Raw genomic sequence first — 18,067 nt, forward strand, 5'->3', positions numbered from 1 at the left:
TTCACTATTTAATTAAGTTAAGGACTTTTTCTGATTGCTGAGTGAGTAGTAATTTTATATCTGCGTTAGGTGACAGTTTTGAATAATTGTTAGCTTCTAATTTTAAATGTATTTTTTGTTCTTTATTATTTTTATTACTACCAATAACCATTGTAACTATGCCTTTTAATTCATCATTGCTGACAATTAAAGTAACGTGGTCATTTACATTAATGCTCATATTTTTATTGCTAGAAATCCAAAAAGATAACTCATTTTCTGAAGAAGTACTTAAAAGGTAACCAAGAGGTTCAAATGGTTGTATTATATTTTTTTCGATTAAAGAATGAAAAAACAAACCATCGGAAGGAGATCGAATAACCTCTTTTTCTAACTTACTATTACTATCAAACTTAGAGATAGTAAGTAGCTGTTGATTTTTTTTAACGCTCTCACCATCTATCGCAAAGTGCTCATTTATAACCACTACTTCATTATAAATAAGCGGAGTATAGTGTTCAGATGAGACCTTGGCGTCAAGACTTCTTTTTGTTGATAAAGTTAGAACATTAATAACTAAAAAGCTAAATACGAAAATTGCGATTAAAGCTGAAATAGAATTATTTATAATTTTAGGCTGTTTTATAAGCGACTTCCCTATATCACTCGATTTATATTGATTTCTAAGGGCTTCTTTACGGAACATATTAACTATAGACATAGTATTAACTTACTTTCTTGATGGGAATATCACCCACAGTATTATTGTTATTCATATAGCTTAGCGGGCAACCCATTTGCCAGCTATCAAGAGTCGTAAAGCCTTTTATCCAGGTACTAAATTTTTCATTATTTAGGGTCAATGTTCCGTCTGGGTTGATTTTGCCAACGGTATTTCTATCGTCACTTAGAGCGACCGTACACTTATTAAGATTGCCGTTTGCTCTAATGCCAATAGAGTTAGGTTTACCGGCATAACATATATAATTAGTACTCGGTTGATCTGTATTTTCTGAATATCTTTGGGTTAGTTCATTGACCAAGCATGCAGCAGATTTTTTTGATGTGAGGTTTGTGATAGCTTCTTGATTATCGCCACCTAAATCAGCAATAGCCTGAAAAAGTAGATTGAATCGATTATCTTTTCCTAGCGTCTTATCATAGCGGTCGCAAAAACTTAGTACACTTTCATGGTTTAAATCAGTTACATGTACCCGAAGTGTTATTGCAAAGCCTAAATCGGTATTTGCCGCATCTTGTAATCTCGCCCAAATCTTATCAAAGCTGCCTCGTCCACTACGTGTTAACCTAGTTTTATCATGCGATTCTTTATCACCATCAATAGATATTTGAAAGCTGTTCTGTTTTAGCTCTACAAGTCGGGTAAGCGTTTTAATATCAAGAAGCAGGCCATTAGTTGTTAAATCACCACTAAGTTTACATCCGTACTGCTCGGCGAGCGATAGACTGTATTCGGCGATATCAAAAAGAATATCTTTTGCTAATAATGGCTCCCCACCGAACCAGCTTAGAGATAAATACTCTAATGTTGGTATCTTATTGAGAATTAAAGTTTTGGTTGCCTCTACGAGCCAGTTAGGCATTTTTCCTATCTCAAAATCTTCGTAACAGTATACACATCGGAAATTACATTGCTCAGTAGGGAAAAGGATAAGCTGAAACTTTTTATTTGTAAGGCTATTTGCAAGATGCTGCCTAGAAAAACCTTTTACTTGTTGCACATTAGACATGATATTCCTCTTTAGATGGGGCTAGCTTGAAAAGTAGCCCCATTTGTTTTATTTCTCTTTTTTACCACAACCAAAGTTGATCGTTACGCCTTCTTCTTCTTCTTCTTCTGGAGAAAAGCCACCAGCAACTGCGTTGGCCAGTTCTTCGCTTAATTCAACTTCACCTAGCTCATTTAATTTAATTTCTTGGCTTTCGATATTTTCAAATTTCTTAGTCATTTTAAATTCCTTCAATTGTATTATTTATCCCTCTGGATGAGGTGGAACTACTATGGCTAATTAAAATTGATAAGGTAACTGTAATATTTACTAGCCTTTGCTAATTAATTGGTTTATTGATGCACTTATTTTTTTTAAATTAATGCTATCTTCTTTTTTTATTTCTTTTTTAATATTTAATGTGCTTTCTATTCTGTTTTTCAAAATTTCATAACCAGTTTTATTGTATAAATTTAATATTTTTTTCTTATTATCTTCATCTGGATAGTTTTTATAGAGGTGGCATAAAGTCATTCCATAATTAAACTCGTCTTTTATTTCTATATATTTATTTAATGTCTTTTTTGCCAAGTGTGAAGAAGGCGGAAGATTTTCTGTTTCGATAATCAATGAAGAAAAAGTTAGTAAAGACAAAGAATCAAGAGGGGTTTTTTCCATATTTGATATTAAATGTTTCATAACAGTTTTAGCTTTGCTTTGCTTTCCTAACCCCATGAAAGCTTCATATAAGCGATAACTGTATATTCCATTCTTTATACATGTTTTTTTGCTGATTTCTTTCCAGGAAAGCTGTATAGCCTCTTTATGTTTACCTAAACTCATTAATGCCGTTACATTTGCTTCTATGTAAACGTCATTACTTTTTAAATGAGCGGGTATTACTTTTTTGAAGTTGAGGACGTCATTAAAATTTGATCTCAAAAGGGAGAACTTCAAGAACTCATCTATTGCAGCTAAGTGCAATATCTCCCATTGTTCACCTAGTATTTCTTTGGTGACATTTATGGACCCTAGTTTTGCTTTGCCCGTATTGTCGAGAATAGCTATTTCACCCATCAGCTTGAGGTATGCTGAGTGTTGGTTTGTCAGCTTATAAAGGCGTAATAAGTTGATTGTGGGATCGATTAAGTTTATGAGGTTTTGATTATTTTCATCCTGCAAAAATTTATCCGACCAATAAGCTATTACTCTGTGTAAAAACAATTCGCTCTCTTGTGTTTTTCCTTGGTAAGCTAAAATAAGCGGGTAGGCGTTAATCAGCCAATGCAGAGTTTTGTTGTCACTTGAACTCTGGTTACGAACATCTTTATCAAAAGCAAGGCACATTTCTTCGCACCAATCTTCAAGGTTCGATAAGGAGTTTAAATCTCTCTTTTCTGTTAATCGCTTCAGCTTTGGCTTGTATGGCTTGCAAACTTCAATATCCATCAGCCGATGCCTTCTTGGCTTATTTTCGTAGAAGGCGTTTCATCATTATCAATGACATTACAATAAACATCTTCTGGACTTATGAATCCTCCGACGAGTTGATCAAGCAGTTCAAGGCTTGTAATTTCGATTAATCCATCATTTGTTCTGCGGGCAGTAATTGCATTTTTTTCTTTTTTTATGTGGTTATGCATTGTCTATACCTTATGGCTATGGGTAAAAAATTCAGCCTATTGCCGCGATTTATTTTTACAATAATTAATACGTGATATATACATAACTAAAATGTAACCTTCATTTAAATCAATTGGTTAAAACCTTGTGGTAATTGTTATTGCAGTACGTTAATATAATGCATGTTAAGGGACTGTTAAGGTTTGTAAGTGGCAAATGCTATGTTGATTAAGTTTGGTGAGTACTGTTTGGACACTGAGGAAATGTCTCTTCAAATTAATGAGCAGTTAGTTGTACTTGAACCAAAAGTTTTTGCCGTATTGATGTATTTTATTGAGCATCATGAGCGGTATATTTCAATGGATGAATTACATGAAAATCTATGGCAAGGTCGTTGTGTGTCAGATGCAGCTGTACGGCGTATTATTAGTAAAATACGCATAGTTTTGAATGACAATCATAAGGATCCTAAATATCTTCAATCGCTCTCTAAGCGAGGTTATAAATTAATTTGTCCTGTCTCAAAAATTATCTCCCCTATAGAAGAAAAACAAAAAAGTATAGAAAAAACAGAGCACAAGAATGCTGAAAAAGCTAAGGTCTATTTTTACCTTATTGCAATAGCGATTCTTTTTCTTTCGTTAGCTTATCTTTTATTTAAATACAATGTCGATGAAGTTTCAGTTACTGCTAGGGTGGTAAATACTGTCGTCTCAGACAAAAAAGCCTTTGCAGCCTCCAGTGAAGGTCGATACATTGCATTCACTAGTAAATTAAGTCATGAAAAGAATTATCATATTTATTTAAAAGACCAGAAAACAGAGACTATAGAGGTGCTTGTAGATAATACAACCCTGCCTACAGGTTTGGTTTTCTCTAATGATAGGGAGCGCTTGTACTTTTCCGATAATTTAGGTGGTATTGCTTTATTAAAGCAGGTAGATCTAACAAATAAAGCGCATGGAATAGGTACGTTAGTAGCTGATTTTTATTTTATCTCAGATGTGTTTATCGACAAAAATGAAAATGACGTAATTTATTTTTCTGGGCAAAAAGATCAGCAAAGTGCATTACTTATCTATAAATTCAACTCTGAAAAAGGCTTGCTTGAAGAGATTACTTCTGTTCCTCAAAAAGGATTTCATGATAGTCGTGCGGACATTTCTCCAGACTCTAGTAAGCTGGTTGTACTGCGAGTTTATTTGGGTAGTAAGCGTAATTCTATTCGAGTAAACGATTTAAAAACTGGCAGAACTCTTTTTCATCATGATCAAAATACAGCTATCTATGATGTTCATTGGCTTGATGATGAGCATATCGTTTTATTAGATGATAAACAGCTAGTTAAAATGAATGTTAAAACAGGCCATTCAAATATTATTATCGATGAAAACAGAGGCCTGATCGCATTAGAACGAGTAACCCCTAATACATTATTAGCTATCAGAGATAATGGTATTATCAATACTCTGATAGAGAAAAAACTGCCATTAAGTGATTTTAAAAATGTTGAAATGATTCAAAAGGAACAACCTGAGCAACATAGTAGCATTATTGCCTATCAACCTTTAGGTAACAAAGCCTGGATGGTTATAAAAGAGAAAGGTATTAGCTCCTTAATTTTTTATGAAAAAAGCAAGGCTAGAAAAAAAGCAACGTTAATGAGTACTGAAAAATCACTCAAGTTGATCAGCCCCTCTCTGTCTGGGCAATATGTGTTATTAAAGCTTCAAGACCGCATAACAATTCTTAATACCTTTGATAACAGCCTGACTTACCTCTCTAAGGCTGATGAGTTGATTGGTGATGTTACTTTTTCAGTTGATGAAAAGTCCATTCTATATACACGTAAGAGTAATGGTGAGTGGCAAGTATTTGATTATATTATTGATAATAAAAATAAAAATATTATTTTCAACGGCTATCGCTTTATTCGTCAATTTGAAGGAGGATATGTCTTAGGTGATAATGCAGGGAGGTTATCGCGGTTTGATGTGCAAAAAGAAACGATGACTCCAATATCGGTAAGTGTGTCTACTGAGACAAACACAAATTGGGCTGTATTAAACGGTAAAGTATTATGGAGTGATCACAATTTGTTAAATACGATGTTTTATGAAATAGACTTAAATGATGTGGATGCTTCTAGCCTAAAGTCAAAAGCCTTTGACTTTAATGTAATTAGACCAAGGTTTTATGTGGATAAAGTGAATGGTTTAATTATTGTTGAAAGTTTAGGTAGTAGAAATAGTGATATTATTTCCATTGAAATTCAATAGGTTAAATTTAGTTTTTGCAAAGTTATAAAAAAGTTATCTGATTGTTGTTGATAATATCTATCGTGTAGTTCAAATTTAATGTGAACAATAGAACTACAAAAACCAAATAGATTAGGGGCAACACCAACATGAATTATGTATACAAATCATCATTTATCTATACAGTTATTTTTACTTTCTTAACAGTGATATATCCCGCTGATTCGTCCATAGGTATTAACACTCAAATTACTGATAATGACTCGCCAAGTTATTCTTGTGTGATGTTTCCTATACTCTGTAAAGATAAGTCTAAATCGAGTTCTGCATATGATAAACATAAATGAACTACATTCTAGGATTGAGCTTATAAACTCAATCCATGGCTTTAATGATTTTTTTAAATATATAAAAAATAGTTATAGCTATGTTCAAGCAGGGGTTATTATTTTTGATCTCTCCGATTTATTTAAGTTTGATACTCATTATTTCGGTGAATTAGATGACTCTTTTTTGAGTGATGTTAATTCTCGTAAGGAGTTACTTCATTATTGCTTAAATGAAACAAAAGCAATTCAACTTAGTGAGTTAATTGGCAGCTATGAGTCTGTATTAGTAGTTCCTACAGGAGTATATAAAAATAAATTGGCTTGTTTTGTGCTGGAATCGTTAAGTTTAGGTGCTGAACCTCATAAAGTGAAAATGCTAGGGGATTATTGGCGAATATTTTTAGTTGAAATATTTGAAGCATACCGACGCTTAACAAGTCTTGATGTTGTAAAAATTACGCGACGTGAAAAAGAGTGTATTCGATGGGCATCTATTGGAAAAACATCGTGGGAGATAAGTCAAATTCTAGATATTAGTCAAAGAACGGTTGATTTTCACCTAACAAATTGCATTAAAAAGACAAACAGTACAAACCGGCAACATGCAATTGTTAAATGCATTCTGAGTGGAGAGTTACTGAATCCTCAATAGAGTTTCCCCTGACAAATTAAAAGCGCATTTTGCGCTTTTTTTGATCTACATCTTGCCATTTGAATCGTTTCGTTTAAAATCTATTAACTTTCGAAACGAAACTTAATTTATGACTAAACGAAACACACAACAGCGTCGTCACAATATACTGGTTCAGGTTAATGAGCTAGGTGAAGTCGTTGTTGAAAAGCTAGCTGAGCAGTTTCAAACATCAGAAGTAACCATTCGAAAAGATTTAACCTCGCTTGAAAAAAGTGGCTTATTACTTCGCCGCTACGGTGGTGCTATTGCACTACCCAAAGAAATTGTTAGCGATGAAGTAGATTCAAAGCGCAAAGTCGCAATAGCAAAAGCGGCGGCCTCACTTATAAACGATCATAATCGCATTATTATTGATAGCGGACGCACTACAGCAGCGATGATCCCTGAACTTGCCAATAAACGTGGGCTCGTTGTTATGACCAATGCGATTAAAGTCGCTAGTCGTTTATTAGCGCTCGAGAACGAGCCGACACTTTTGATGACCGGTGGAACCTGGGATCCTCATTCAGAGTCGTTTCAAGGGCAAGTTGCAGAAAATGTATTATGTTCTTACGACTTTGATCAGCTTTTTATTGGTGCTGACGGTATAGATGTAAAGCGTGGCACTACAACCTTTAATGAGTTAGTAGGCTTAAGCCAGGTTATGGCAAAAGCTGCCCGTGAAGTAATAGTAATGGTTGAATCTGACAAGATTGGCCGAAAAATACCAAATTTAGAATTACCGTGGAAAATAGTAACCACATTAATAACCGACAATGGCTTAGCAGACGATAAACGCAAAGCGATTGAGGCGTGTGGTGTAAAACTAATTTGCGCAGAGATTATACAATAGCTACTGAGTAGCAAGTATTTAAAAAATTAATGGAGACACTATGTGTGGAATAGTTGGGGCAGTTGCAGAACGTCCAGTAAACAAAATTTTAGTTGAAGGCCTTAAGCGTCTTGAATACCGTGGTTATGACTCAGCAGGCGTAGCATTGCTTGATGGCAACACACTTAATACGGTAAAAGCAGTCGGTAAAGTAGTAAACGTAGAAGCAGCTTTAGAAAAAGCAGGCGTTAGCGGTCATACAGGCATTGCACACACACGCTGGGCAACACACGGTAGCGTTACAGAAGCAAATGCTCACCCACATGTATCAAACAACCAGCTAGCACTTGTGCACAACGGTATTATTGAAAACCACGCTACGCTTCGTGCAGCATTAAAAGCTGATGGTTACGAATTTTTATCAGACACTGATACAGAAGTAATGGTGCATTTAATTCACCAACTTCGTAAGCAACACACAACGTTACTTGCATCAGTACAAGCAGCTGTTAAACAGTTTGAAGGCGCATTTGGTACCGTTGTATTTGATAAAGATAACGATAACGAAATTATTGTAGCGCGCTCAGGTAGCCCTCTTGTTATTGGTTTAGGCCTTGGCGAAAACTTTATTGCGTCTGATCAATTAGCACTATTACCTGTTACTCGCAGCTTCATCTTTTTAGAAGAAGGCGACGTAGCACGTATTACACGTGACACAGTAGAAATTTTTGATGCAAACGGTAACGCCGTTGAGCGTGAAGTGATTGAATCAAACATTACGCAAGATGCATCAGGTAAAGGCGATTACCGTCACTACATGCTAAAAGAAATTTACGAGCAGCCACTTGCAGTACGTAATACGCTTGAAGGACGTTTAAACGATGATCGCGTAGCAATTGATGCGTTTGGCGAAAGTGCTCAGCAAATATTTAAAGATGTAAAACACGTACAAATTATTGCCTGTGGTACGTCTTACCATTCAGGTATGGTTGCGCGTTACTGGCTTGAGCAATTTGCAGGCGTTAGCTGTAATGTAGAAATCGCCTCTGAGTTCCGTTACCGCCAGTCGTTTGTACACGAAAACAGCCTGCTTGTGACTATTTCACAATCGGGTGAAACAGCCGATACGCTAGCGGCATTACGCTTAGCTAAAGAGCAAGGTTACATGGCATCAATGACCATTTGTAACGTACCTGGCTCATCGCTTGTACGCGAATCAGACCTTGCCTTTATGACTAAAGCGGGCGCTGAAATTGGTGTAGCTTCTACTAAAGCATTTACAACCCAATTAGTTGGTTTGTTAATGCTTACTGCGTCTATAGCGCAAGAAAAGAAGCTTGATCAAAGTGCCATTGTAAATGCTATAAAAGTACTTCCCGCTAAGCTTGAAGAAACATTACAGCTTGCAGATGGTATTGCAGACCTTGCAGAAGAATTTGCTGATAAACACCATTCATTATTTTTAGGTCGTGGCTCGCAATACCCAATCGCGATGGAAGGTGCGCTTAAGCTAAAAGAAATTTCGTACATTCACGCAGAAGCCTACGCAGCGGGCGAGCTAAAACATGGCCCACTTGCACTTATTGATGCCGACATGCCAATTATTGTTGTAGCGCCAAACAATGAGCTACTAGAAAAACTTAAATCAAACGTAGAAGAAGTACGCGCACGTGGCGGCATTATTTACGTATTCGCAGATAAAGATTCACACTTTGAGTCAGACGACACAATGCGTGTAATCAACGTAAACCACACTGACGACATTATTGCGCCAATTGTTTACACACTGCCATTACAGTTATTGTCGTATTACGTAGCGGTAATTAAAGGTACTGACGTTGACCAACCTCGTAACTTGGCTAAATCAGTTACAGTTGAGTAAAATCAATATGTTATAGGTTTTGATTGATGTTAAAAAAGCGCTTAAGGCGCTTTTTTTGTGCCTGAAAGTCTGTTAGCTTAAGTAACTTATTATTCTCTAAGGGATTAGTCATGCGTTTATTAACCGTAATTTGTTTTGTTAGCTTTTTTGCTTTTAGTTCACAAAGTGCCTTTGCACAATCTAGCACTAAACAACAAACCGCTGATTACTCTCAGTACACACATATATTTAAATCGGCTGTTTTAAACGAAGAACGCACAGTTACAGTACAGTTGCCTAAAAGCTATCAAGCTGAGTCAAACAAGGTATATCCTGTTATATATCGCTTAGATGGCGCGGGTAATATACCGCTTGCCAGTGCTGTTATTGAGCGCTTACAAAATGATAATCGTGCGCCCGAGGTTATTATTGTCGCTATTGAAAACACTAATCGATTAAGAGATTTATATCCAACGGTGAATAAAGAGCCACAAGGTCCAGTAGGTGAAGGCGGTGGTGCTGCAAAGTTTTTAGCATTTATTGAGCAAGAGCTTATGCCCTTGATTAATAAAAGTTATCGTACGCATAACTTTAATGTAATTGCTGGGGGCTCAGCAGCAGGCGTGTTTGCACTTTATACTATGCAAGCTAACCCTGAGCTTTTCCAAGCGCATATTGCTTACAGCCCTGCCGTTTGGTGGAACTATGGCGCATCGGTAAAAAGTACAAAATCGTTTATAGCTAAAACGAAAGAGCTTAACAGTTACGTTTACATCAATATCGGCGAAGAAAGCGGCATAATGCGCGAAAGGTACGATGAACTACAGCAATTACTGCAAGCGCATAAAGTGCTAGAGCTACGCTTCTTTAGTGATGCGTTTGATGGTGTCTCGCATAACCTGACTTCCGTTGCTGGTGCATTTAATGCCTATCACAACTTATTTTTGCCTAAACAAATGTCCATAAATGATTTAACTGACGATGTAGCCTCTATTGATGCTTATTATCAAAACTTATCTCAGCAGTGGGGTGAGCAAATATCGCCACCAGATCGCGCTGTTAGATCACTAGGTTATAATCTAACGGGTAGCAAGCAATTTAACCGTGCTATTGAAGTGTTTAAATACAATATAAAAAACTATCCAAAATCAGTCGATGCGCTTTCTGCTCTATCTTATGGCTATGAAATGCAAGGCGATACCCGTCAAGCGCTTGAATATATGGAATCTGCTTTAGCGATTGCTGACGACTCATATCCTTACATAAATTACTTAAAAGAAACAAAAGCTAGGTTGCAGGCAGAGTTTGATAAGCGTAACTTGGTTTTTTAGCTACAACTAATAAAACGACGCGCAAGCGTCTTTTTATTAGTTGTAGCTAAATTTTATTTAAATCACTAATCCCTACTTAATAATCGCTAAATACGCTAAAATTACAGGCTACTTTTTTAGCAATGAGCCCGTAATATTCATGACCTCAGCAACAAGCCCTAGCACCTTTACCGAACTTGGCCTTATTCCAGATCTATTAGCTCGTTTAACCGATTTGGAATATACCCAGCCTACGCCAATTCAAGCTAAGGCTATACCTAGTGTGCTTGCGGGCAGTGATTTAATTGCAGGGGCAAATACTGGCTCAGGTAAAACAGCAACGTTTGCGCTGCCAATGCTACAAAAAATGTTTGTTGAACAAGGTAGTAAAAGCACAGCCAGCAAAGGTAACTTTGTAACAGGGCTTATTTTAGTACCTACTCGTGAGCTTGCTACGCAAGTAGCCGATAGTGTTAAATCTTATTCTGCTAACTTTAATGGCGTAATTAAAACGGTTGCTGTGTTTGGTGGTGTATCGGTTAATACACAAATGCAGGCTCTTCGTGGTGGCGCCGATATTATTGTTGCAACGCCTGGGCGTTTACTCGATTTAATCTCAAGTAACGCGATTAAGCTTGATAAACTAAATACGCTTGTGCTTGATGAAGCCGACCGCATGCTAAGCCTTGGCTTTACCGAAGAGCTTGCTGAGCTATTAGCGTTAATGCCTGCTAAAAAACAAACCATGTTGTTTTCAGCTACTTTCCCTGAGCAAGTTAAGTCTCTAACGCAAGAGCTATTAAACGACCCTGTTGAAATACAAGTTCAAAGCAAAGACGAAAGCACCTTAGTACAACGTGTTTTTACCGTAAATAAAGGCGAGAAAACCACTGTTTTAGCGCATTTAATTAAAACACATAACTGGCGCCAAGCACTGATTTTTGTAAACGCTAAAAAAGACTGTGAACACTTAGCCAGTAAACTTGAAAAACGCGGTGTTAACGCACAAGTATTCCATGGCGATAAAGGTCAAAGTGAGCGTACTCGCGTAATCGAAAAATTTAAAGCGGGCGAAATCGAAGTACTTATCGCAACCGATATTGCTGCACGTGGTTTAGATATTGAAAAACTGCCAGTGGTAATAAACTTTAATCTACCACGCAGCCCTTCTGATTACATGCACCGTATTGGCCGAAGCGGCCGTGCTGGTGAAGTAGGCTTAGCGCTTTCATTGGTTGATTATGAAGATTTTCATCACTTTAAAATAATCGAGAAGAAAAACAAACTACGCCTAGAGCGTGAAGAAGTAACCGGTTTTGCTGTAAACCAAGCAAACCTTGATGCAGCTGATGCGCTTAAAAATGAAAAGCCAATGGCAAAACCAGAAGGCACAGGCAAGAAAAAGAAAAAAAATAAAGCCGATGATATAGATGATGTATGGAGTGGCTGGCGCCGTAAGTAACATAGAGAGCTAAATAAATAGCTGTAAAAACCCGTAATTAGTAAACCTAATTACGGGTTTTTATTTTGTAGCTTTAGCTTAAAGTGTTAACTATTAATATTTCTAAATTAATGGTCGTGACCGTCTTCCACTTCTGCAATACCTAACCATGTTAAGCCTGCTGGTGGAAAAGTTAACTCTAGTTCACCTTCAACCTCTAAGTCTTCAAGGTGTACTTGCACTATATGTTGAGCAATTGGGTCGGCAACATAAGCAAACTCACCATTTTGAGCTACCGTCATGCTAAAGTTCATGCCCTGAGGCATGGTTGATATATCTTCTTGTGTTATATCAACTTGGCCTGCAAGTTCCCAGTGCATTTCACCATCATGGTCATGCCCCGTAAGTACATTTAAAAAGCCTAAGCTGTCGAGAACTAAAAAGTGTTCACCACTGGCTGAGAAAGAATAAGATACAGCACTTGCGCCATCGGCTAGTTGCCATTCTACTTCTTCCATTTCGGCATTTTCAGGATGAATACTCAGTAATACTGAGCCACTGCCATCGTGTGCCGCTGCAATACCAAAAATGGTGTTACTATTTTCGTGGCCATATAAAGTACCAATGCGTTCAGTGCCTACAGCTTCTATATTTGCCACTTTTTGTGCTTCGTATACATCATCTTGTTGATGAGCTATTAGCACACCATCACCACAACCAAATACAACATAGTCGTGGTTTTGTGCTGCGCCGTGTAAATCAGGACATGTAGGCGCTAGCGTTTGTTCAAGTTCGTATTCACCATCATGAAAATGATAAACGCCGACTTGGTCTGGCAGTACTTTAGCAACCGATGTGTTATCTGCATCATCACGGCGAATAGTTGATAATAAATGTTCACCACGTGGTTCAGCTACACCGTGCATATTTATATCGTAGCTAATACCAGGGAGTGTTGCTGTTGCGTTAGTGATATCGCTATCTGTTAATACTTCAACAGAAGCAGGCGCACCTGAATCTGCATCGCCATCGTAAAATATTGCTAATTGTCCGTCGTGAGTCATTAAGTGTGTAGGGCGGCTACCACTTGTTAGCTCGTAGCTACTAAATGCAGGGCCTTGCTCATAATCATGCAAGTGCTCACCGTGATCTTCGCGCCACATACCGCCGTCTATAAACCCTAGGTAATCTTGAGTTCGGTTTGTAATTACAGCGTAACGAAAGTCAGGCGAAGCCGACAACGTACTTGACTCATCGTTTAATACAAATGTATCAAGCAGTGCGTTATCGTCTAAATCAAAAAAGCTCGCTTCGTTGCTATCCCCAGCAAGTATGGCAAGTCTGCCAAGTGAGCTTATGGTAAAGCCGTCGTCATGATCATCATCATCATGATCATGTTCGTCTTCTACAACAATTGGATCTTTTTCCACAATAGTGGTTTCTGCATCGCCACAGGCTGTGATAAATGTAGTACTAATTGCCAGTGCAATAAGCTTTAATTGATATAGTTTTTTCATGTTTATTTCCTTTAATTATAATTTTTTAACGCTTAAAAATAACCGCGAATACCTAGCGCAAAACTACGTCCTGGACGTGGCGCTATATCCTTTACAAACGAGCTGTGCACCCGTGCTTCTGTATCCGTTAAGTTTATCCCTTTTAGGTACAATGAAAGGTCTTGATTAAGTACTGATAAGTCATAAGACACACTTGCATCAACTAATGTGTAACCGTCTGTGGCTGTTTCTTGTGGGGCGGTGCGATCTTGCTTTTGATAGCGAGTAACGTGAATATGCGCACTTAATTTATCTGTTTGATAGCTTAGTTCGCTGCCAAAACGAAGTGGCGGTGTGCGTGGTAAATCGCCGCCGTCTTTAAGGCGTGCACGAACGTAATCTGAGAATAAATCTACTTTAAACTCATCGGTTAATTGCCACGCAATTTGCGCTTCAAAACCATGTAAAATTACGTCGTCTGTTTTAAATAAATAAACCGGTAGTTCTGATGAATGGTCGTGCTCGTCAACGCCTTCTTCTTCGTCATGATCGTGGCCACTTTCTGCGAATAAACCGGTGTCTATTTGGTAATAGTAGTTATCTACTTGGTTGTAAAAGGCATTTAAAATAAAGCCAACATCGCCTTGAGTTTTACGCAGGGTTAAATCGATATTATTGGCTGTTTCCAGATCTATTGCTTGATCAGATAAACCTAAATGCCCATCGTCGTCTAAATCAAATAGTGCGCCTACTTCGTAAGTGCCAGTACCAATATGTGGCCCAAACGATAACAACTCAGAGGCAGAAGGCGCACGTTCAGAGCGAGATACCGAAAGCCCTAAGTTATAGTCAGGTGTAAAATCCCATACTACCCCTGCCGATAAACTGACTGGCGTAAACTCATGCTCTACATCAAATACGCGAGTAATTTCGGCACTTTCTTCGTGATCATGTTCGTCGGCTTCTTCTGCTTCATCGTGTGCGTGAGCGTCAATGTCTGGCAGTAATACGTTGCCAGCTTCAATTGTTACACGCTCTATACGTCCACCTACTTGCACTAAAAAATCACCAAAGTGCCTTTCTTCCATTAATGCTACAGCAAAGCTTTCTGTCTTTGATGGAGGCGTAAAAGCCTCTTCACCTTGTGCTTCAACATCGCTTTGTTTGTAATGAAAGCTAATGCCGCCATTCCACTCGCTAAATTGGTTATGTAGTAGGTCTATACGTAATTCATTTGTTTCGTTTTTAAAGGTAGTGCCAATAGCGCCCCCTTCAATTTCAGCGTGTTCGTAGTCGGTATGGCCAACGCGCAGGTTTACTTTGTTTAGCCATTTATTATCTAGGTTGTACTCACCTAATAATTGCACCTTAGTTTGCTCTAAATCAGCAAATACGCTCTCTTCTTCGTCGCTGTGTTCTTCCTCTTCTTCATCGCCGTGCGTATGACCAGGAATGCCGTATTGACGATTAAATTGCTCTACCGCTATGCCAATAAATCCGTTATCCATTAAATAGCTAGCGCCAACAGTAAAACCGTCGGACTCTTCATTACTGTTTTCAACAGTGTAATCGCCATGATGCTCTTCACCGTTGCTATCTATATCGGCAGCTACAGGCACCTCGTAGTCGTCGGCTTCACGCCAAAATGCATCGGCATAAAATGCAAATGAATCAGTGCCTGTGGTGGCATTAAACGAGGCTACTTTTTGGTTATCAACCGAGTTATGTTCTACGTTCCATTCGCCACGGGTTGTACTGTCGGTTGGTACGCGGTTATCAACTATATTTACAACGCCACCAATGGCGCCACTGCCATAAAATAAGGTTGCAGGACCACGTAATACTTCAATTTGTTGTGCGGTAGACGCTTCTGATGCAACAGAGTGATCAGGACCAACTCTTGATACATCGCTAACATCAAGACCATTTTGAGTGATAAGCACGCGCGGTCCACTTAGCCCACGAATTATAGGCGTACTCGCAACTTTGCCATGAAAGTTAGTATTTACACCTGGGAGCTTTTCAAGGCTATCGCCAAGTGTTGCAGCTTGTTGTCGTCTTAGCTGTTCGCCAGAGAGCACACTTACAGGTGAGGCAGATTCCATTGCCGACATATGAATAGGGGTTGCTTCAATATCAATAACTTCAATAGGCGAACGCTTTAAATTAAACGTAACAGATTGGTTTTCATCATTCGTTATTGTTATATCGCGATGAAGATGCGCATAGCCAGGGGCTACAACGTGAAGCTCTTTTAAGCCATTGTTTAGCTCTGCTATAACAAATTTACCGTTTTTATCGGTAGTTACCTTTATATCTGAGCCTTCAAGTTCTACTACTGCATTATTTACAGCGCTCCCTTTTGTATTTAAAACAGTGCCCACTATGGACTGTGCAAGCACACTTGCGGGTAATAATGCCGCTATTAAAATAGCTAACTGCGATTTACGTTTCATTCTTGCTTTCCTTGAAATGTTATACTATATCAATTGTGCTGGAAATGTTATAATGTATCAAGTGTAATTAACGATTGTTATTTAAATGCTTATTTAAAAGTAAAATTTTTGCTTGTAGCCATTGATTTATAGAGGAAAAAATGAAATCGAGTCAAAGTGTAATAGATCGCCTAGCAATAGGGCTTTCGTTAATGTGTACAGTGCATTGCTTTGCAACGCCAATTCTTTTAGTGCTTTTACCGAGCTTGGCAGCGCTGCAGCTAGATAATGAGCAGTTTCATGTATGGATATTAGCGGCGGTATTACCTACGAGCTTACTTGCGTTAAGCTTGGGTTGTAAAAAACATAAGCAATTTAATTACATGGTACTTGGGATTATGGGTTTGTGCTTAATGCTATCAGCTATCTTTGTAGGGAATGAAGCCGCAGAAAAAGCATTAACGTTAACTGGCTCAGTTTTTATAGCCATAGCGCATTGGTTCAACTATCGCCAATGTCTTAAAAAAGAAGATGAGTATTGCCCGTGTTCAGGCAGTGAGCTAGACCAAGCGGTTTAATGCTATAAGTGCTGGTGGTTTAAACGAAAGTTACACTGGCACTTTATTTTTTATTTAAACTTTGTTTTTTGGATAGCTTATATATTCGCTAAAAGTACTTTAAAGTAGGTACTTAATTTATTTTTAGCTTAGGTTAACCAATACAGTGCCTCTTATTTTAAAATCTCTTTTTCTTTTAAGCGCCTTAATATGTTTTAAATTAAGCGCAAATACTCCGTACCAAATTCCTAGAAGTAGCGTTATTGAGCTCACTGAGCCCGAAACCAGTCGGGTATACCCTGTTTTTATTCAGCTCCCTAAGTCATATAAAAAACACCCTGAAAAAATATATCCGGTTATTTATTTAACCGATGCACCGTATACGTTTCCCATTGTGGCGGGGGCTACGCGGTTTCCAATGAATAGCGGCAAAATGCAGCAGGCTATTATTGTGGCCATTAGTTACGAAAAAGGCTCCAAAGGGTCTAATAGCCGAATTAGAGACTACACACCAAATCAGGCTAAAAGCTGGAAAAAACAAACTGGTAACGCTCAAAATCATGCGCTGTTTTTAAAAAATACTGTACTGCCGTTTATACAAAGCAACTACCGAGCAAGTAGCACACAAAAAACCTATATAGGTCACTCTTTAGGCGGGTTATTTGGCGCCACTATTTTATTTACGATGCCTGATTTATTTAACAATTATATTATTGGCAGCCCATCTGTCTGGTTTAATAACAATGCACTATTAGCATTAAAAGTGAATAAACCAAAATTACCTATAAGGGTATATATATCAGTTGGATCTATGGAAACGCCTGCTTTTGGCGAAGGGCAAAATATGATTGAAGGTGCTGCGCAGCTTGTGCAAAAAGTTAATGCACTTAAAAGTGACAATATAGAATTAAAAAGTATTGTTATTGAAGGGGCTAGTCATGCAACTGCGTTTCCTACCACAGCAATACAGGGGCTTGATTGGGTGCTGGGTAAAGCGAAAATTAATACAATTAAATGAATTTTAACAAGTACAAAAAAAGCGACTACCCAATAAGGTGTCGCTTTTTTAGTGAGTAGTATTAGCTTATACCAATCCGCAATAATACTTAATCATTTTGCGGGGCTAAACGTGTCGCTACCTGCGTTAAAAAATTCTCAATTAGAACAACTAAATAGCGAATTTTTTGCCTGGCTACCAACTCGTTTTTCCGCCCTCAAAATAGATCACTTAATTAAGCAGATTGGTATTACTTGTAAAAAGCTTCAACAGTGCCTTTTCTTGTAAGTAAAAGGGGTTGTCCGCGACGATCAAGCCCTTTTGGAGATGCAAACTTTATCCAACCTTCACTGATGCAGTATTCTTCAACATCAAAACGCTCTTTGCCGTTGAACGTGATACCAATATCGTGTTCAAAAACTTCTTCCACATGATGTGGGCTGCGTGGGTTAATAGAAAGGCGATCTGGTAAAGCAGGTTTTGCGGTAGTGTCGTTCATGGTCATATTCTATATTGAATGAAGTATGCGCTATTGTAGGCAATACA

Annotated in this window: 16 protein-coding genes; 8 read left to right on the plus strand and 8 right to left on the minus strand. The window is 38.0% G+C overall.

Going from position 1 to position 18,067, the window contains the following annotated elements; genetic code table 11:
* Positions 1-4: 4 nt before the first annotated feature.
* The 5 genes from PX700_RS12690 to PX700_RS12710 all read right to left on the minus strand — a co-directional run bounded on the left by PX700_RS12690 (position 5) and on the right by PX700_RS12710 (position 3,352).
* Complete coding sequence (locus PX700_RS12690; protein WP_415638078.1) at positions 5-700, minus strand: hypothetical protein; 696 nt, start codon at positions 698-700, stop codon at positions 5-7.
* 4 nt (positions 701-704) lie between these two features.
* Positions 705-1,730 (minus strand): radical SAM protein, encoded by a 1,026-nt coding sequence (locus PX700_RS12695; protein ID WP_415638077.1) that lies wholly within the window; start codon positions 1,728-1,730, stop codon positions 705-707.
* A gap of 48 nt (positions 1,731-1,778) precedes the next feature.
* The gene (locus PX700_RS12700; RefSeq protein WP_179959201.1) at positions 1,779-1,949 is read right to left on the minus strand and encodes a hypothetical protein; all 171 of its coding nucleotides are present in this window, start codon (positions 1,947-1,949) and stop codon (positions 1,779-1,781) included.
* A 90-nt stretch (positions 1,950-2,039) separates the two neighbouring features.
* Entirely contained in the window at positions 2,040-3,158 is a 1,119-nt protein-coding gene (locus tag PX700_RS12705; protein ID WP_415638076.1) for a hypothetical protein, read from the minus strand.
* Positions 3,158-3,352 (minus strand): hypothetical protein, encoded by a 195-nt coding sequence (locus PX700_RS12710; protein WP_415638075.1) that lies wholly within the window; start codon positions 3,350-3,352, stop codon positions 3,158-3,160. The genes PX700_RS12705 and PX700_RS12710 overlap by 1 nt, the downstream gene beginning before the upstream one ends.
* A gap of 189 nt (positions 3,353-3,541) precedes the next feature.
* On the opposite strand from PX700_RS12710, the gene PX700_RS12715 reads away from it, so the two are divergent.
* The 6 genes from PX700_RS12715 to PX700_RS12740 all read left to right on the plus strand — a co-directional run bounded on the left by PX700_RS12715 (position 3,542) and on the right by PX700_RS12740 (position 12,057).
* The gene (locus PX700_RS12715) at positions 3,542-5,611 is read left to right on the plus strand and encodes a winged helix-turn-helix domain-containing protein (protein ID WP_415638074.1); all 2,070 of its coding nucleotides are present in this window, start codon (positions 3,542-3,544) and stop codon (positions 5,609-5,611) included.
* Between the two features lie 309 nt (positions 5,612-5,920).
* Positions 5,921-6,571, plus strand: a complete 651-nt coding sequence (locus PX700_RS12720; RefSeq protein WP_415638073.1) for a helix-turn-helix transcriptional regulator — start codon at positions 5,921-5,923, stop codon at positions 6,569-6,571.
* Between the two features lie 109 nt (positions 6,572-6,680).
* Positions 6,681-7,445 (plus strand): DeoR/GlpR family DNA-binding transcription regulator, encoded by a 765-nt coding sequence (locus PX700_RS12725; protein ID WP_166421745.1) that lies wholly within the window; start codon positions 6,681-6,683, stop codon positions 7,443-7,445.
* A gap of 40 nt (positions 7,446-7,485) precedes the next feature.
* Complete coding sequence (gene glmS / locus PX700_RS12730; protein WP_479520891.1) at positions 7,486-9,306, plus strand: glutamine--fructose-6-phosphate transaminase (isomerizing); 1,821 nt, start codon at positions 7,486-7,488, stop codon at positions 9,304-9,306.
* 110 nt (positions 9,307-9,416) lie between these two features.
* Entirely contained in the window at positions 9,417-10,616 is a 1,200-nt protein-coding gene (locus PX700_RS12735) for an alpha/beta hydrolase-fold protein (RefSeq protein WP_415638065.1), read from the plus strand.
* Between the two features lie 139 nt (positions 10,617-10,755).
* Positions 10,756-12,057 (plus strand): DEAD/DEAH box helicase, encoded by a 1,302-nt coding sequence (locus tag PX700_RS12740; RefSeq protein ID WP_415638064.1) that lies wholly within the window; start codon positions 10,756-10,758, stop codon positions 12,055-12,057.
* Between the two features lie 107 nt (positions 12,058-12,164).
* Here PX700_RS12740 and PX700_RS12745 read toward each other — a convergent pair whose 3' ends face one another.
* Positions 12,165-13,553, minus strand: coding sequence for a 5-methyltetrahydrofolate--homocysteine methyltransferase (locus PX700_RS12745; protein ID WP_415638063.1), 1,389 nt, complete (start codon positions 13,551-13,553; stop codon positions 12,165-12,167).
* Between the two features lie 32 nt (positions 13,554-13,585).
* Complete coding sequence (locus PX700_RS12750) at positions 13,586-15,988, minus strand: TonB-dependent receptor (RefSeq protein WP_415638062.1); 2,403 nt, start codon at positions 15,986-15,988, stop codon at positions 13,586-13,588.
* Between the two features lie 140 nt (positions 15,989-16,128).
* Here PX700_RS12750 and PX700_RS12755 point away from each other — a divergent pair, with 140 nt between their 5' ends.
* Together PX700_RS12755 and PX700_RS12760 are read left to right on the plus strand one after the other, a co-directional pair.
* Complete coding sequence (locus tag PX700_RS12755; protein WP_415638061.1) at positions 16,129-16,545, plus strand: MerC domain-containing protein; 417 nt, start codon at positions 16,129-16,131, stop codon at positions 16,543-16,545.
* 145 nt (positions 16,546-16,690) lie between these two features.
* Positions 16,691-17,542 carry an alpha/beta hydrolase gene (locus PX700_RS12760; protein WP_415638060.1) on the plus strand — a complete coding sequence of 284 codons (852 nt, stop codon included), beginning with the start codon at positions 16,691-16,693 and terminating at the stop codon, positions 17,540-17,542.
* A gap of 229 nt (positions 17,543-17,771) precedes the next feature.
* Here the strand turns inward: PX700_RS12760 and PX700_RS12765 are convergent, their stop codons facing one another.
* Positions 17,772-18,020 (minus strand): DUF3297 family protein, encoded by a 249-nt coding sequence (locus PX700_RS12765; RefSeq protein WP_002963088.1) that lies wholly within the window; start codon positions 18,018-18,020, stop codon positions 17,772-17,774.
* Positions 18,021-18,067: the final 47 nt, after the last annotated feature.

The organism is Pseudoalteromonas sp. TP27, from assembly GCF_056470645.1.

What these genes read in the sequence shown, in the direction of transcription:
- PX700_RS12690 (WP_415638078.1), bottom strand. Translation starts at nt 700, where the DNA reads ATGTCTATAGTTAATATGTTCCGTAAAGAAGCCCTTAGAAATCAATAT.
- PX700_RS12695 (WP_415638077.1), bottom strand. Translation starts at nt 1,730, where the DNA reads ATGTCTAATGTGCAACAAGTAAAAGGTTTTTCTAGGCAGCATCTTGCA.
- PX700_RS12700 (WP_179959201.1), bottom strand. Translation starts at nt 1,949, where the DNA reads ATGACTAAGAAATTTGAAAATATCGAAAGCCAAGAAATTAAATTAAAT.
- PX700_RS12705 (WP_415638076.1), bottom strand. Translation starts at nt 3,158, where the DNA reads ATGGATATTGAAGTTTGCAAGCCATACAAGCCAAAGCTGAAGCGATTA.
- PX700_RS12710 (WP_415638075.1), bottom strand. Translation starts at nt 3,352, where the DNA reads ATGCATAACCACATAAAAAAAGAAAAAAATGCAATTACTGCCCGCAGA.
- PX700_RS12720 (WP_415638073.1), top strand. Translation starts at nt 5,921, where the DNA reads ATGATAAACATAAATGAACTACATTCTAGGATTGAGCTTATAAACTCA.
- PX700_RS12725 (WP_166421745.1), top strand. Translation starts at nt 6,681, where the DNA reads ATGACTAAACGAAACACACAACAGCGTCGTCACAATATACTGGTTCAG.
- glmS (WP_479520891.1), top strand. Translation starts at nt 7,486, where the DNA reads ATGTGTGGAATAGTTGGGGCAGTTGCAGAACGTCCAGTAAACAAAATT.
- PX700_RS12735 (WP_415638065.1), top strand. Translation starts at nt 9,417, where the DNA reads ATGCGTTTATTAACCGTAATTTGTTTTGTTAGCTTTTTTGCTTTTAGT.
- PX700_RS12740 (WP_415638064.1), top strand. Translation starts at nt 10,756, where the DNA reads ATGACCTCAGCAACAAGCCCTAGCACCTTTACCGAACTTGGCCTTATT.
- PX700_RS12745 (WP_415638063.1), bottom strand. Translation starts at nt 13,553, where the DNA reads ATGAAAAAACTATATCAATTAAAGCTTATTGCACTGGCAATTAGTACT.
- PX700_RS12750 (WP_415638062.1), bottom strand. Translation starts at nt 15,988, where the DNA reads ATGAAACGTAAATCGCAGTTAGCTATTTTAATAGCGGCATTATTACCC.
- PX700_RS12755 (WP_415638061.1), top strand. Translation starts at nt 16,129, where the DNA reads ATGAAATCGAGTCAAAGTGTAATAGATCGCCTAGCAATAGGGCTTTCG.
- PX700_RS12765 (WP_002963088.1), bottom strand. Translation starts at nt 18,020, where the DNA reads ATGAACGACACTACCGCAAAACCTGCTTTACCAGATCGCCTTTCTATT.